Origin of the sequence: Enterococcus sp. DIV1444a (assembly GCF_051712125.1) — a bacterium.
GTDB lineage: Bacteria > Bacillota > Bacilli > Lactobacillales > Enterococcaceae > Enterococcus > Enterococcus faecalis.
Genome location: NZ_JBIOOG010000001.1, coordinates 198,164 through 212,474, shown reverse-complemented (window position 1 = coordinate 212,474; position 14,311 = coordinate 198,164). Strand labels below are relative to the sequence as shown.

Below are 14,311 nucleotides of genomic sequence, written 5' to 3'. Positions count from 1 at the left end.
TTATTCAGTTTTCTCAGTCGTTGCTTGTTTCTTTCGTTCAGTGGAATCACCTACTTTCCCAAGGTAAAAATAAAGAAAGTTCTTATCTTTATCAATTTTTATTGCTTCGTACTGTTCCTCTTCGATCATGAAAGCCAATTTTTGGTTCATTTTTTTCTTAAGTGAAACCGGGTAGGGTGTTTTTAGTTTAATGTCTAACTGTTTACCTAGGCTCCCACCTAAGATATAGTCTTGCTCTCTAATTGACAAATAACGAAAAAAGAGCTTGCCTTCTTCGACAAACTCTTTTCCGATTCTTTTTTTCTTTTCACTTAAAATATCTTTAAAGCGTCCAAAATAGATCACTCCATCTGTAAATGTTTCCCTAATCCGATCCATAAGATTCCACCTCTTTCAAATGGTTTTGAACTGCCATATCTAAAATAAATGCGGCAATTTCAGAGGCAAAGTTTTTTTCGAAGTCATCCAAAGCATTATTATAACGATAGCGAACGCGTTCAACCAAAAGCTCTATTTCGCTACTTCCTCTCGCGAAAGTCAGCTCTACACCAGATAGATTGAGTAGATACTTTCGTGCACTTTCGATATAGTCTAGCAGCTCTCTATTGGTCTGATCATCTTCCCAACTGATTTTTAAGTTGTCTTTAACTTTTATCAATATCTCTTGATTATCCATATTTCACACCACTATTGTATTTGTCGCCCGTATCATATTGGGCGTTCTCAGGGTGTAGGTTGTTCATCTTTTTTCGTATTTTGCTTCACATTAAATGCCAAATCAGAAGGTACTTTAGAAATATCAAATAGCAAGAAAGATTCATTATTCTTCGGGCGCCCATTTGCATATTGTTTTGCTAAATAAATACGTTCATCTTCTACAAAATGGTACTCATCAGATACTTCAATTTTTTGTGTTGAACCCACTCCCATGAAGTAATCTTTTGCAACTCCAGCAGCCATCTTTCCTTTTGGCATTGAGATTGATTGGATAACTTTAAATGGCAAAGGCAGCACATCCCGAACATATGAGCCATTAGCGTTCAAGAAAGTTGTTGCTGGGAAAAACGTAGTCCAGTAATCATCAGGGTGGACAATTAACATTACTTCTGCTGGTTGTACTGCACGTTTTAATACAGTTGTTGTACCATCTGCTTTTTTTATCGTTACATTCGTTAATGGCACCATGATTTTTTCGCCAATCGTTTTAGGTCCTAAATTTTTTAAACTTTCAGCTTTTTTATCGGCATGAACACCATTTTGAACAGTGTCTAAGTCTTTGATAATCCCAATTGGTTGGTCTTGCCCAGTACCTGCTACAATTGCTTCTTCCAATGCGATATACATTGATTCTGCTAACACAGTTCGAATGTAGCGGTCTAACCATTGCGGTCCTAAATCTAACATCGCTTTACATACTGGAATATAAGCTGATAACTTGAACAAGCCAGTTCGTACTCGTTCGAATCCATTGTCTAACAATTCTTTAATCGGCTCACAAAGTTTACCCCACCAAGCCGGATTTACACCTTTACTGTAAATCCATTCTGTTGTTGCAGTAGTATTCACAAAATTAATTTCGGCTAACAGCGGATGGGCTTGCGTCAAATTCTCAAAGACACGTTCAAAGACTGTTGGTGGTACTAATTGTTCAACTCCGCCAAAACCTTTATTGGCAATGACTTCGTTATAATATTTATTCTCAGAAGCACTTAGAACATTAAGTCCTCGAGCAGCCATAGCCTGATTGTCTAACACTTCATTTTGAGCAACAGATTTTGCTTCCTGAATAATATTTTGTTGAATGCTATCTGCGAAATCTCTCATGGATTTCGCAAGAACTTGTTCATCTTCCTGTTTCATTGCGTTTACTAAATTTTTCTCAATTTCAGTTGAATTTTTTTGCTTATCTAATCGTTCCATTTTCTTTCCTCCTAAATTTGTGCAGCTACTTTCTGCATAGCTGCTGCAATTTTCATTGTTTTATTTTTTTGTTGCTGAATATGTTTTTCAACAATTTCGTTTGTTTCATCTTCTTGTTTTTCTTCTTCAACCAAAGCATCACAGAATCCGTATTGTAGACACTCCTCAGCAGTTAGGAATGTCTCCTCTGCTAACATATCATCCAATTGTTCACGTTCCCCATTGAACCGTTGTAAATAACTTTCAGTGACACTTGAATCAATGGTATCCATATCGCTTGCCGCTTTGCGTAATTCTTCTGCGTTTCCAGCAACAATCGTCCACGCTTTATGGATCATCATCGTGGCATTTTTAGGCATTGAAATTGTATCCCCTGCCATGGCGATAATTGAAGCTCCGCTGGCTGCCAAACCATCTATGAAAATATTAATTTTCGCTTTATGCTGTTTGAGTAAATTACAAATAGCGATACTTTCAAAAACATCTCCGCCCCCAGAATTGATGTGAACGTCTATTTCACTTGATTGAATGTTCTTTAACTGATTTTTAACAGAAATAGAATCAATCTCCGAAAACCATCCTCCAATAGTGCCATATAGATACATTGTTGTTTTTTCTGTTGGTGAGGAACTGTTCACCACTTTAAGTTGCGGTTGAATCTTCACTTTCTCCATTCTCCTCACCTCCCTTCGATTCTTTTCCCCATGTTCTTGCATCTGCATAATTTTTCGTAATAAACCTACGTTGTGACCACTCTTCTTCGAACGGCTGACCGCCCATAAATTCTAGAACATCATCTATAGAAAAAGCACCAATAGACAAGAATTTGTCTAAGGAACTTGCTAAATCTTGAATAGTCAAAATTTTTAATCTTGAGGTATCTATTTTTAAATAGGTTCGTTCAAGATATTCATCTTTGGTGTATAGTTTTGCATTAATTTCTGTTTCTATGATATCTAAAATTGGAATCACAGCGAACATCAGTAATTGATTTATTTGTCCTTCTGTCTCTACTGCATCACCTTTTAGTAGTCCTACCGGAACATGAAAAGTTCTTGCCACCAACTCATAGATACCATCAATTTGTTTTTTTATATCATCAACCGAGTGGCCACTTCCGCTATTTTTACCTTGCTGAGACATATCTATCAATTCATATTTTTCTTGTAATTGAAAAATCGCCCCCGCATTATCTGCTTCTAACCAAGGTTTCATTTGTCGATTTATCATATCATCAACAGCTTTTTGATGTTTATCTGTTTGTGTTCGAAAAAAATCGCCTTTCATTACATATCGCTTGGCATTGGAGCGCTTATAAACATTCATGGTCGCCATTAGCAATTTTCCATAGCTTTCATAGACGGAATCGATTAGCGCTCGCAAATTTACGTCGTAATACTTGAAGTACCACACATCTTTTTCTTGCAGAGTTTCCCGCAATGTCATTCCGTTTGCAGAAATTCCTGAATACAAATTTTCTTTAAACAAACGCTCTTCTCTTGTATAGGTATCAGCTACAAAATACTGTCCACGTAGTTGGAAAACCAAGCATTCATTGTTATATAGCAACTCGTAAATAATGCGTTTTAAAAATTGCTTTTGACTTTGATTTTGATTCGGTTGCACATTTAGAGCATAAAAATCATCCTTACGTGTTTTTTTGCCTTTTTCAAAAGTATTAAAGTCTGCTTTTAAAGCGATATTTGCGATTAAATCGATACACGAATGAATCGCTAAGCGTTTGTAAACGATATCTGCACTTAGTTGCTCGCACAACTTCGCGTCACTAAGCGAAAAATGCGTATCCCCTCGTTTAAACCAGTCGAAAATCCCCAAAATGTCACATCCTTTCTAAAATACAATCGGTTTGAATTCAATATTTTCGAAATCTACATTGCTATAGTCTTCTAAATCGTCATAAAAATTGAGTGCATGTAAAAAAGCGTAGAACCCATCGGTTTTACGCTTCTCTTTATCTATTTTTTTATATTCTTTATTTCCGTTTGATAAATAATCTACGTATACATTACCAACATACCAACGCATCAGAGCATCATCACCGAAAACTAAATTTTGATTAATAAACAAGTCATCGACTAACGGTGATAACTTACTATGTGTGAAGTTACCTGTTCGGACTATTTCAACCTCGAACCCAGCTTCTTCAAGTTTCGGTTTTAGAATGGTCGCTCGGTATGTATCCATCGAGATCTTTTTGATATAGTAATCCTGTGCTTGTTCTAAAAACCATTTCACGATTTTATCTGGATCAATTGATTTTCCATAGACAATTTCCGCCAAGTTATTATCTAACGCTATTTGTACAATATCTTTATTAATATCTTGCAATTCTAAGGCAGCATAATGAATGAACGTGTGTTGTAGCCAAATAGCCTTACCATCTGCTTTTCCTAATACCCCTACTGAACAGAAATCTCGAACGTCAGCAAAGTCTACCCCACCAATCACTTCAGAACCTTTCATCGATTCTGGAACTTTTTGATTTGTGGCTAAACGATCTTCATAGCTTGCCACAGCTAGCCGTGTATCTTCTACCGGACGGTTCATTCGTTTGGTCATGAATTCCATTCGAATCGCAGCACTTACCTTTGATTGATTGTATTCTTCACGCATTTTTTGCATAAGTGTTTCATTGTAAGGCAAGGAAGGATTAGCTTTCTCCCAGTTTGCTATCTCAGAAACTTCATCGTCTGAATCTAATCGACAAATAAACGGAAATAGTGTACTTTCTTCAATACCGATTTCTCCATTTAATATCATACGAGACTGTTCCTTTAAGTCATCTAGTGGACCGCCTCGAACATTACCATCTGTCGAGATATGAAATTCTCGATAGTCCTTAATTTTCCCGCCACCAGAAGTAAAAACCTTGATAGCATCGTAGTTATCATATTCATGTTCTTCATCGAATATGACACAGCCAGGTCGCTTACCATCTTTCGTTCGAGCATTTGAAGTATTGTAGAGTAGGCGGCTCTTTGTTGTATTATTTTGTATTTCAACCTTTGATCTATAAAAAGCTTTCTCTAACTTTTTAAAGTTTTTTGGTTCGTCTAGCACGTTAATGACATCAATGAAAGAAGTTTTAGCTTGTGTTTCACTCGTCGCCACTATATCGATATCATAATGTGAAATGCCATGCTGTTTAGTCATCATAAAAAAACTATTCCATGAGAGATAGCCATTTTTTCCGCCACCTCGCCCCATATATATAAAGTAACGATTAAATACTAAATTCCGAGAACTTTTCCACCTTAATCCAAAAATAAAGCAATTTAAAAATTTTTGCCATGGGTATAATTTATAAGGAAAATACTTCTCTGGTAGACGAACACTATTTTCAATCATTTCCTTGTCAAGGTAAACATCTTCCCGCGCCAATACCTTTTGCACAAAATCTACTAATTGATGTTGTTCTTTGCATACTTTTAGCTCACCAGAACGGATTAAATCAAAATAATATTCAATGTATGGATGGTTATTAGACATCATCGCCTTCCTCCTCTACTTTCGGTTCATCTACTTTTAGAGCGTTCAAGATTTCCGTCATACGTTTTGAGATTTTGTTGACCTCAACGACGGCATCATTTTTCTTATAGCCGGTCTGTCCGCCTCCATTATTGTATTGAACGATTGTTCCATTTTTTCGGATATTTTGCATAAGCGATTCTTTGATATCCCAAAACGAACAGTAATCTTCTACTAAATCAACCCAAAAGCTCTCTGTTTTACCTGATTCTTCTAATTTAGTGAGCAAATCTGTTTTGATTGCTTTCCTAATTTTTTGTGCTTTTGTTAGTGCCAAATGACACCACCCCCTCTCACGTGTGCGCGAGAAAATATTTTTTCCGATGACCCCTTCCCGTTTCCCGTTCCCCCAGAAAGAGTTCAAAAGTTTTGAAGGGGGGCTACTGAACAATTTTCAGGTAGTCTGTCGCAAATTGAATATAAAAAAATATTTCTTCTCTTGAATAATCAAAATACTTTTGTACTTTTTCAACATCTAATCGTTCTTTTACATCGCTTGGTTTCAGCTTATGACAACGATTATCGTTCACTACATCTCTTACCTGTGTATAGCGTAGGTAAGCTAATCGCTTAAACGAAGAATAAATATCTCGCTCTATACTATCTCGGTCTTTCTTACTAGCAATGATCAGCATTTCCTCAGTGTTGTAACTTCTACCATTATCTTCAATTAACATTACCAACACTCCTTACTATCGAAATTAGCGAACTGCTTTATCTTATTTTTATTTCCGTATGTTCCAAATCGATTGTGCTCTTTGTTATGACAAACAATACAGATGCTCTCTAAATTATTTAGTTCTAATGCTTTCTCAGGATACAGCTTTACTTCTTTAATATGATGCACATTCTGCGCTCTACTGTATTTCCCTTTACGTTTGCATTCTTGGCATTCGTAGTTATCACGCTTCAATGCTTCTAGCCTAATCTTTCGCCATTCCTTTGATTTATAGAAAGGAATCATACGATTATCGTCAATTAGCTTTCTTAACCATTTAATTGTCTGATTGTCCATGATTAATTATTTCCTTATAATATTCTTCAGCTAGAATTCTTTGAAACAACGTTACTTGTTCGAAGGTAAGTGACTCTGCATCAACATTAATTTTTTCCAACACTTTTACATTCATCGGTTGAATAAGCATGTTTTGCATAATAACTGTAAGCAGCGCACCTATTTCTTTAGTAGTTAGGTGATGGTTAGCAAATAAATTAATAATCTCTGTTTGTAATTTTGTTAACTCCTCTTGTCTATTCATAGTTTTTCTCCTTCAATGTGGCGCCATTTTTAGAATACCAATTCACTGTGTCTTTCAGATTAGGCAACGTATGAGACAACAGTGTAATTGTCAAGATTGATTGATTAGATGATAAGTCGTTTATGATATTCACATGACAATAATTTCCGCTCCACACGGGTTTTACTTCTTCTTTGACTACTTTACCTTCACCGTTTCGTAAAGTATTCTTTACCCAATAGCGACTATGTTCTCTTTCAATTGCTTTCTTATAAACATCAGCCAATACACTAGGAACTCTAAGTTCCAATATAGCTTCATTAAAGTCATTCATGATAACTCACTCTCCTTATATTCTCTTGTACATGCTTGTCATTCCAACACCCATGACCGCAATATACCAACTTGCAATATTCAATTTCTTGTGGTGTAGCTTCTCGTGTCATTTCAATGATGGAATATGCCTTCTTAATCTGCACCGACATTACTACCCGTTTATGTTGGTTTTTCATGGGTTTCGGATAATGGTGGTTCAGGGATATGTACCAATAATTATCCATCCTTCATTCCCTCCAAACAAAAAAGAAGCCATCAAGGCAATCTCTTTTATTCTTTATTGTTATTTGTTATAATTCTACTAGGTAGCAACTCCTTTTATTTTTATCAGCACCTCATGTAATTCATAATTCAATGAAAAGACACACAATTTGCTACCTAACCGCTAGTATGTCACCACTAGCGGTTTTTATATGCATCAGACAAGACAATTAACGAATGATTTGCTATAATTTATTTACGGGTAGCGACATACTATATAAAGCTTTTTTCACACTAATTATCCTCATATCGTACTAGCTACCTAACCACCCATGATTAATTTCACTGGTGGTTTTTTTGTTGTTCAGTAAATATAGTTACTAACTCATCATCTGAAGCTCGATTGCAATTAATGTAAAAAACAAACATATAAATGTTTTACAATTTTTTTATATTTGTTAGAATTTTTACAGGCAGGAACTCCTTTGTGATGAATTTAGATTTTGCGATTTAAAATTCTATCAACAAGTCTTACTATAACTGCCTAGCCGCTAATTCTTCGTTGTTAGCGGTTTTTTTGCTTATAAAAGAGACACCCCGCAAGCGGATGCCTCTTCGTGAAGGGTAGAAACATCTATTGATGTTTCCTAATTTATTTAAGCAGCTTATGCTACTTACTAGAATAACGAGACTCGAACTCATGACCCTACGATTAACAGTCGTATGCTCTACCTACTGAGCTATATTCCATTGAAGTGCCACTTCCTCATTGTGAAATATAATACAATATGTATAATCTAAAATAAGGAGGTGAATAGTATGCCATTTTATTTTTTTAACAATAATACCGATAATCACAATCGTCATGAAGTTCATACTGAAGAATGTAAATATTTACCTGACGTTTTGAACAGGACCTTTCTCGGATTAGAAGATAACTGTAAAGATGCCATCTCTAGAGCTAATAGAGAATATCCCACAAAAAATTTTGACGGTTGCTTTTATTGTTGCTATTCATGCCACAAAGGTTAATTAAATTGAGGAGCGGTTTTATCTGCTTCTCTATTTTTTTGTACGATTAATCTATAATTCTCTACTGAGTGATACTCAATTACTTGTTCCAAATGCTTTTTGTATTCTTTACACACAGCATCTTTTTGAATCAATTCCAAACGTTGCTGTTCAATGATGCTGATCAATTCGTCTTTACTTAATCCATTATAATTTTGTTTTAACATTACGTGATTTCCTTTCAAAACTTAATTTAATTATTGGCACGACAGGAGACGAAGGTATTTTTGAATAAAAAAAGCTGCATAAACATGCAGCTTAGTTTGTTATACCTCATTAACTCTTCGAATAATTTCTTCTAATCTAGGAATCAATGATGGACCTGGACATTGAGTGCTTTCAGGAGAGTTTCCCTCTGCACATTGGTGACCCACAATTTTCATTTTTCTGTTGTACCGTTTGTTAATATCCTTAATTAATTTGACTAATGAATCTACAGTTGCATCGCTTACTTCCCATTTAGGTTCTCTCGAAATATTACAGTTTTCGATGCCAATAGAATAAGAATTAGCTTTTCCAGCATGCCATGCTCTTTTCTCTTCGCCTACGTAAGCTCGAATCTCTCCTTTTGGACCAATCCCGTAGTGTGCAGACGCTTCTCGCTCTCTCCACACTTCTGGCACAGCGTCGTAATCGGTCATTGCCATATGGTGGATCACTACTGTCGTAATTTCTGCTCCATCTCGACTATTCCAACGGTCATCACCTGGATTTACAAAACTTTCAAATTGGTATGGCGTAGCTAAGGGACTAATAACAGGTTTCATTGAAACATCTCCATTCTTTTATATAGTTTATGCATTTACTCCAAATAAAGAAATATTTTCTTTATTTGTTTATAAATATTTATAACTATTTGTGTCACTTGCAAACTTGTAGAAAAATAAGAGAGGAATTTCACCTCACTTTTTTTTAAAGTATAGTCTGCAAGTGACCATCGAAAGACAAAGTAAACGGTGACTAAACGAGAAAGTGTGTAATGTGTCCATTTCTTTGACTTTCGATACTACCATAATACACCGGTTTTCGAGTTAAAAACCCTAAATAATCCCTAAAAAAACCCTAATTTTTTTGAACTATCAAATTTTCGTAATGATAGGCTTCCGCAAATTCAATTAATGCATTGTCTTTTAGCTTCTCAATATTTTTAATGCTGTAGCTTATCTCTTCCACTTGGCCAAACTCGTTTTCACGATACACTTTTATTATTCTACTTAGCTTAGCCATGCTGTATGGATTCGGTACACAATAGGAATAGTATAATATTTCTCTCGAGACATCAGGCAACGATTTTAACGTATGTTCTATCGCTCTGACTTGCTCTCTACGTTGTTTAGCTGCGTCAATTGATGCCTTAGACGTATTTCTAAATAAATGAACCATGCTTTCCTCAGCATTATTTCTGTTACTATGATGTCGTGGCATATCAGATAATATAGGAGATTGCAAATGTACTTTTACACCACTCATTCGTTGTAGGCTTCGACAATTTTTTAATAATCTACGAACTTTATCTTTTGTTTTTTTGTAATCAATTTCAGGTACCAACGTCATAGCCTTGACTCCCCCCATGTGGTATAATATTCGTGTCAGGAATATTACCAACGGTCGGAGGAATCCGGCTTTTTATTTTTTGCCCTCCACCATCACAGCAAATGGCCAATAACGCTCGTCAATTGCTTTGATTTCTTGTTCAGTATGCTTTATCCCACCGTCTGCATTATTCAAATAACCAATTTCTGGTAATTTCACATAATAAAGTGGTTCTTCCTTGACTTCGTAGCCGTTAATTACAGCTTGATAAAAATCATTACTATTTTTTCCATACCAATTAATTACTGCTGATAATTCAGAATCTTCACATGTTCTACCATCGCTACCGTAATGATCTGCCCACGAGCATATTTCATAAATAGGGTCTTCATTTTCTCTAATAAACTTATCAATAATTGGCGGCACGACGACTTTTTTCGGTTCGTCTAATTTCTTCGCTAAATTGAGTGAAGCACAAACGCCTTCACAAAAGCCTTCGTGGTAGTCAGATTTGCTTACTTTTACAATCGATAAACTTTCTAAGTTATCAATCAATTCTTGTTTATTCATCTCTGTCCCTCCTAAAGCAAGCTACCACCGATTAACAATACTTCGCCGTTTTCTTCAAGATTTTCCAATTGATTGAAAGCTTCTTCTGCGCCAGTCTTGTCACCCTCTTCAGTATGACTTTTAGCAAGTATTTTAAACGCTTCGTATTTATCAATTGTTTTCATATCATCGAAAAATTCTTTTTCGTCTTCTACTTCGCAAACAATATCCTTGTAAAGTTTTAAACATTGTTTTTCATCTTCAGCAGCGATTAATGCAAAATAAGGTTCTTTAATTTCGTAAAATTTCATGTGTTTCTCCTCCTCAGTTTTCACTCTAAATAAACGACCTTCACCAGAAGACTCAAGCGGATTTCCAAATTCATCCACTATAACAAACGAATTTTCTAGATAATCAATTGAATCTACTTCAAACCACACAGGATAGCCAACGGACATATCATGCATCCATACTTCTATTTTTGGGATCATTTTCTTCAGTCGCTTTCTAAATGTTCACTCTTTCGTTTTTAGTAATCTCTTCTAATAATTTTTCTTGCTGATTTTCAAAATCTGCTAGAAGATGTTTGATTTCATCTGCTAGAACAACAGCGCTGTAGTTATCCGTTACAAAATGCGCATACGCTATGTCTTTCACAAATTTGTGAAAAATAATGAAATTATCTATATACTGCTTTTCAGCATCGTAACCTTCTTTTTTTGAAAATTTAGGTCGTTCATTAATATATTTAGCCATTCATTCTTCGCTCACTTTCATGAACACTAACCAGTGCGTTTTTGCTCTTTTATTTCCGTATAACGGCTTATAATCAATTATGCTTAATATTTCAGATAGCTTGATTTGGTCCTCATTCCACTTAAAAACTAACGTCCCATTGGGCTTCAAAACCCTCATACACTCACGAAAACCTTTTTGTATATCTTCTTTCCAAGTTTTCCCGTTTAACTTGCCATATTTTTTGGCCAACCAGCTGTTATTGCCACACCTCAATAAATGCGGAGGATCAAATACAACATGATAGAACGAATTATCATCAAACGGCATATTTCTAAAATCTGCAACTAGATTAGGATTAACATCGATGAAGTGTCCACTGTCTAATTTTTCGTAATGTGCTCTGTTGTCCATAAACAAAACTTGTTCGTTTTGCTTATCAAACCAAAACATTCTGCTACCACAGCAAGCATCAAGTATTTTTTTCATAATTTCAAAGGAGTAAAGAATTCTTTGTGGTCGACCAAACCTCCATACCTCCTCTGTTATTTTTTTAGTGTTTTTAATTCGTTCCTGACATCATTTCCTTCACGATTACATACTGGGCACGGTTTAGCTTTCGCATGTCCGTATTTATCCTTCGTCCAGACAACTCGTTCTCCCTTGCATTTTATGCACGTCATCGTTTTTACCTCGCTTATTGTATGTGCCGTTTGCGATAGCTTTTTCTTTCAGTCTGCGGTTTTTCTTTTTTATCTTCGAACGTTTTTTACCCATTAATTTTTTACCGCCTTTGTTAAATCAAAGCCTAATGCTGTCGGATACCCTTCTACTTCTTCTGGTTCAACATGGTAACGATAATTCTCAATATCCATTCCACTGGCTTTAGCTACCTTCTCTAAAATGCTCCCTGACCAGCTTTTTCGGTAACCTGCTTTCCTGTTTGATTTAGGATTTACACAACTTCTAGCGCCTTCGTCTGTCGCTTCACACGGAATGACGAACAATGCTAATCTAGATTCATCTAAATACAATTGGACCCATTCAGGTTTATTTAGTCGTCTCACAACTGGACCGCTCAAAGCTAGTCCACTTTTTGAAATCGTAATACACTCTTTTCCTTCTGCTCCAAATGTTCCTGGTAATAATAAACTTGCTGTATTGATGTTAAATTTCATGTGCTTGTTCTCCTCTACTTTGTTATTTTGTTTTCTCTTAATTTTATTTTCTATTTCATTCGCCATTCGCCAATTTTGAAAGGTTGTTGTGCCTAGCCCTAGGGCTTTCTTAATGTCTTTTACTTGATAGCCCAAATCCAACAAGCGTTGGTATTCTTCTTTCGTCAGCTTATCAGGATCTAGCCTTGGCAATGGTCGCTTATCACCTATGCGATCAGAATTTAATAACGTAGACAACCGCTGGACCTCTCTCACGATTTCTGGATTGTTCATCCAAGTATCGTCGTCGCCTGTCAGAGAAAGAATTTTATGTCGAATGGCTTGTTTTTTTGCTTTGAGTATATTGTTTGCCATTATTCCCCCTCCAATCTCATGATTTCAATTTCTGTTCGTGGATTTAAGCTATAGAGCTTTTGACATACCATCACAGCTATTTGACCATCATTTTTGTACAAAATGCCTTCAGCAGCATCTGTGACTGCTTTGAAATAATTATCGAGGTCTGGTTTTTTGTCGCAATATTTGCGCTCTGATTTCACGTCTAACCGTTTCTGTTTATTGCTCAGGGCAGATTTAGGCGGATGGATATAAAACGTCACATGTGCGAAAATTGGTCCTTTTTCAATCAACTTTGCTCTTGATTTACGAAGATAATTCTTTACTTGATTTTTGTATTCTTTCATCGCTCGATCTTCGTAGGTTTGAACATAATTTCCACGTCTAGCGAATCTCGGACGACTTTGTGGCTTTGGCTCAATCGGTAGACTAATTCGCATTTCTACCACCTCAGCCTTACAAGTCGGCTTCTTTAACGAACACACCATTAACATTTTTCCCTTTACGATCTTTAATCTCGTTATACGCTTGGTTCAGACATTCGTATAAATCCATATCATTTTGCATAGCGAGAATGACTAGTGTCACAACAACATCACCGATACCATCCCTTAAATCATTTTTGTTATTTCTTGCTAATGCTGCTGCGACTTCTCCCACTTCTTCAATCACTTTTAACATTTGCTTTTCAGGTTCTGCGATATCTAAATTTTTTTCTCTTGCCCATTCTTCCACTAGTTTAACTAATTCATCCATGTTTTCATCCTCCTAATAGTTCTTGCATTTGCCGTTCTAAATTAGCCTGTTCTTCGTCAGAAAGAGGCACGTCTTCTTGCATACCTTCCCAATTTGGCAATTTTTCTTCCCTAACTGGTTTCTTTTGATAGCCGCTGCGTCCAGCTTTTTTTTGCTCTTCAAACATTTTCCGCGCTTTTTCAGCATCCTCGAGTGTTTTTATGTCACGTTTCGTCCAATTGTTCAGGATGGCTTGCACATATTTTTTCAATCCTTGCATTTCCACACTGTTTTCATAAGCTAGCTTGAATGCATACAAAACCAACTCTGGTCCCCATTCTTTGATCCATGGACCTAGTGCGCCTTGTAAAAGTCCTGTAGGTGCTTTTTTCCAAGCTTGCTGAATAAACTCGTACACTCCGAGGTCATCTTGATGATCATTTATGTTTTTGTTTATATTTATGTTTTGTTTATGTTTATATAATGTGCTACTGTTGCGCAACTGTGTTGTACACTTTTCCGCTACTGTTGCGCTACTACTTTGTAAACTGTCTTGTACACTCTCTTGTAAACTATTTGACGTAGAAAGTTTACGTACATCTTCTTGTAAACTATCTTGTACACTATCTGATGTATAAAGTTTACATATATGGTAAGAAGTTGCTTTTCTTCCATTGGTTTGAAAATCAATTAATCCTAGTTGTTTTAATACATTTCGATTTTTATTTATTCCTTGGCGTGAAAGACCAGCTAGAGTTTCGAGCGTTTGATTACTTGCCGTAAACCACTCACTCCATCTTGTTTTATTGTTTATGCTCATCAATGCGCGCCATAAAGCAATTTGTCCAGATGAAAGTCCCTGGTTGTACATTAAATAATCGTCAAACGCTAAAATCTGCTTAATATAGTCCATCATCGCACCTCCTTGGA

24 protein-coding genes and 1 tRNA gene are annotated in these 14,311 nt (G+C 36.0%); all 25 read right to left on the bottom strand.

Annotated elements, in window-relative coordinates; genetic code table 11:
• Window positions 1–378, bottom strand: coding sequence for a phage head closure protein (locus IGI87_RS01160; RefSeq protein ID WP_105208534.1), 378 nt, complete (start codon window positions 376–378; stop codon window positions 1–3).
• Window positions 365–676: a hypothetical protein gene (locus IGI87_RS01155; protein WP_438736075.1), complete on the bottom strand. Its 312-nt coding sequence runs from the start codon at window positions 674–676 to the stop codon at window positions 365–367. The genes IGI87_RS01160 and IGI87_RS01155 overlap by 14 nt, the downstream gene beginning before the upstream one ends.
• Window positions 677–723: 47 nt before the next feature.
• Entirely contained in the window at window positions 724–1,920 is a 1,197-nt protein-coding gene (locus IGI87_RS01150; RefSeq protein ID WP_438736074.1) for a phage major capsid protein, read from the bottom strand.
• Window positions 1,921–1,931: 11 nt separating this feature from the next.
• Window positions 1,932–2,594: a head maturation protease, ClpP-related gene (locus tag IGI87_RS01145; protein ID WP_010828492.1), complete on the bottom strand. Its 663-nt coding sequence runs from the start codon at window positions 2,592–2,594 to the stop codon at window positions 1,932–1,934.
• A complete protein-coding gene (locus IGI87_RS01140) occupies window positions 2,563–3,756 on the bottom strand; it encodes a phage portal protein (RefSeq protein WP_438736072.1) in 1,194 nt (397 codons plus the stop codon). Before IGI87_RS01140 ends, IGI87_RS01145 begins: the two co-directional genes overlap by 32 nt.
• 15 nt (window positions 3,757–3,771) lie before the next feature.
• On the bottom strand, window positions 3,772–5,430 hold the full coding sequence (locus IGI87_RS01135; protein ID WP_010783988.1) for a terminase TerL endonuclease subunit: 1,659 nt from the start codon (window positions 5,428–5,430) through the stop codon (window positions 3,772–3,774).
• Window positions 5,423–5,746, bottom strand: a complete 324-nt coding sequence (locus IGI87_RS01130; protein ID WP_010783987.1) for a P27 family phage terminase small subunit — start codon at window positions 5,744–5,746, stop codon at window positions 5,423–5,425. Before IGI87_RS01130 ends, IGI87_RS01135 begins: the two co-directional genes overlap by 8 nt.
• A gap of 103 nt (window positions 5,747–5,849) precedes the next feature.
• Window positions 5,850–6,146, bottom strand: coding sequence for a hypothetical protein (locus IGI87_RS01125; RefSeq protein WP_010783986.1), 297 nt, complete (start codon window positions 6,144–6,146; stop codon window positions 5,850–5,852).
• Window positions 6,146–6,484: an HNH endonuclease gene (locus tag IGI87_RS01120; protein ID WP_010783985.1), complete on the bottom strand. Its 339-nt coding sequence runs from the start codon at window positions 6,482–6,484 to the stop codon at window positions 6,146–6,148. Before IGI87_RS01120 ends, IGI87_RS01125 begins: the two co-directional genes overlap by 1 nt.
• A complete protein-coding gene (locus tag IGI87_RS01115; RefSeq protein ID WP_438736070.1) occupies window positions 6,465–6,728 on the bottom strand; it encodes a hypothetical protein in 264 nt (87 codons plus the stop codon). Before IGI87_RS01115 ends, IGI87_RS01120 begins: the two co-directional genes overlap by 20 nt.
• Window positions 6,721–7,041, bottom strand: coding sequence for a hypothetical protein (locus tag IGI87_RS01110; protein WP_139926640.1), 321 nt, complete (start codon window positions 7,039–7,041; stop codon window positions 6,721–6,723). Before IGI87_RS01110 ends, IGI87_RS01115 begins: the two co-directional genes overlap by 8 nt.
• Window positions 7,034–7,267 (bottom strand): hypothetical protein, encoded by a 234-nt coding sequence (locus IGI87_RS01105; RefSeq protein WP_438736069.1) that lies wholly within the window; start codon window positions 7,265–7,267, stop codon window positions 7,034–7,036. Before IGI87_RS01105 ends, IGI87_RS01110 begins: the two co-directional genes overlap by 8 nt.
• A gap of 654 nt (window positions 7,268–7,921) precedes the next feature.
• Window positions 7,922–7,994 (bottom strand) — tRNA-Asn (locus IGI87_RS01100).
• A gap of 278 nt (window positions 7,995–8,272) precedes the next feature.
• The gene (locus tag IGI87_RS01095) at window positions 8,273–8,482 is read right to left on the bottom strand and encodes a hypothetical protein (RefSeq protein ID WP_438736068.1); all 210 of its coding nucleotides are present in this window, start codon (window positions 8,480–8,482) and stop codon (window positions 8,273–8,275) included.
• Window positions 8,483–8,581: 99 nt separating this feature from the next.
• On the bottom strand, window positions 8,582–9,082 hold the full coding sequence (locus tag IGI87_RS01090; RefSeq protein ID WP_438736066.1) for a peptidoglycan recognition protein family protein: 501 nt from the start codon (window positions 9,080–9,082) through the stop codon (window positions 8,582–8,584).
• 295 nt (window positions 9,083–9,377) lie between these two features.
• Window positions 9,378–9,869, bottom strand: a complete 492-nt coding sequence (locus IGI87_RS01085) for an ArpU family phage packaging/lysis transcriptional regulator (RefSeq protein WP_438736065.1) — start codon at window positions 9,867–9,869, stop codon at window positions 9,378–9,380.
• Window positions 9,870–9,941: 72 nt separating this feature from the next.
• Window positions 9,942–10,418: a DUF1642 domain-containing protein gene (locus IGI87_RS01080; RefSeq protein ID WP_438736064.1), complete on the bottom strand. Its 477-nt coding sequence runs from the start codon at window positions 10,416–10,418 to the stop codon at window positions 9,942–9,944.
• An 11-nt stretch (window positions 10,419–10,429) separates the two neighbouring features.
• A complete protein-coding gene (locus tag IGI87_RS01075; RefSeq protein WP_438736063.1) occupies window positions 10,430–10,888 on the bottom strand; it encodes a hypothetical protein in 459 nt (152 codons plus the stop codon).
• 16 nt (window positions 10,889–10,904) lie between these two features.
• Window positions 10,905–11,153 (bottom strand): hypothetical protein, encoded by a 249-nt coding sequence (locus IGI87_RS01070; protein ID WP_438736061.1) that lies wholly within the window; start codon window positions 11,151–11,153, stop codon window positions 10,905–10,907.
• A complete protein-coding gene (locus tag IGI87_RS01065) occupies window positions 11,154–11,621 on the bottom strand; it encodes a class I SAM-dependent methyltransferase (protein WP_438736060.1) in 468 nt (155 codons plus the stop codon).
• Window positions 11,622–11,765: 144 nt separating this feature from the next.
• Window positions 11,766–11,909: a hypothetical protein gene (locus IGI87_RS01060; RefSeq protein WP_438736059.1), complete on the bottom strand. Its 144-nt coding sequence runs from the start codon at window positions 11,907–11,909 to the stop codon at window positions 11,766–11,768.
• Window positions 11,909–12,664 (bottom strand): hypothetical protein, encoded by a 756-nt coding sequence (locus tag IGI87_RS01055; RefSeq protein WP_438736058.1) that lies wholly within the window; start codon window positions 12,662–12,664, stop codon window positions 11,909–11,911. The genes IGI87_RS01060 and IGI87_RS01055 overlap by 1 nt, the downstream gene beginning before the upstream one ends.
• A complete protein-coding gene (locus tag IGI87_RS01050; RefSeq protein WP_438736056.1) occupies window positions 12,664–13,095 on the bottom strand; it encodes a RusA family crossover junction endodeoxyribonuclease in 432 nt (143 codons plus the stop codon). Before IGI87_RS01050 ends, IGI87_RS01055 begins: the two co-directional genes overlap by 1 nt.
• 7 nt (window positions 13,096–13,102) lie before the next feature.
• Window positions 13,103–13,402, bottom strand: coding sequence for a MazG-like family protein (locus IGI87_RS01045; protein WP_173973544.1), 300 nt, complete (start codon window positions 13,400–13,402; stop codon window positions 13,103–13,105).
• Window positions 13,403–13,406: 4 nt separating this feature from the next.
• Window positions 13,407–14,294: a DnaD domain protein gene (locus IGI87_RS01040; protein ID WP_438736055.1), complete on the bottom strand. Its 888-nt coding sequence runs from the start codon at window positions 14,292–14,294 to the stop codon at window positions 13,407–13,409.
• Window positions 14,295–14,311: the final 17 nt, after the last annotated feature.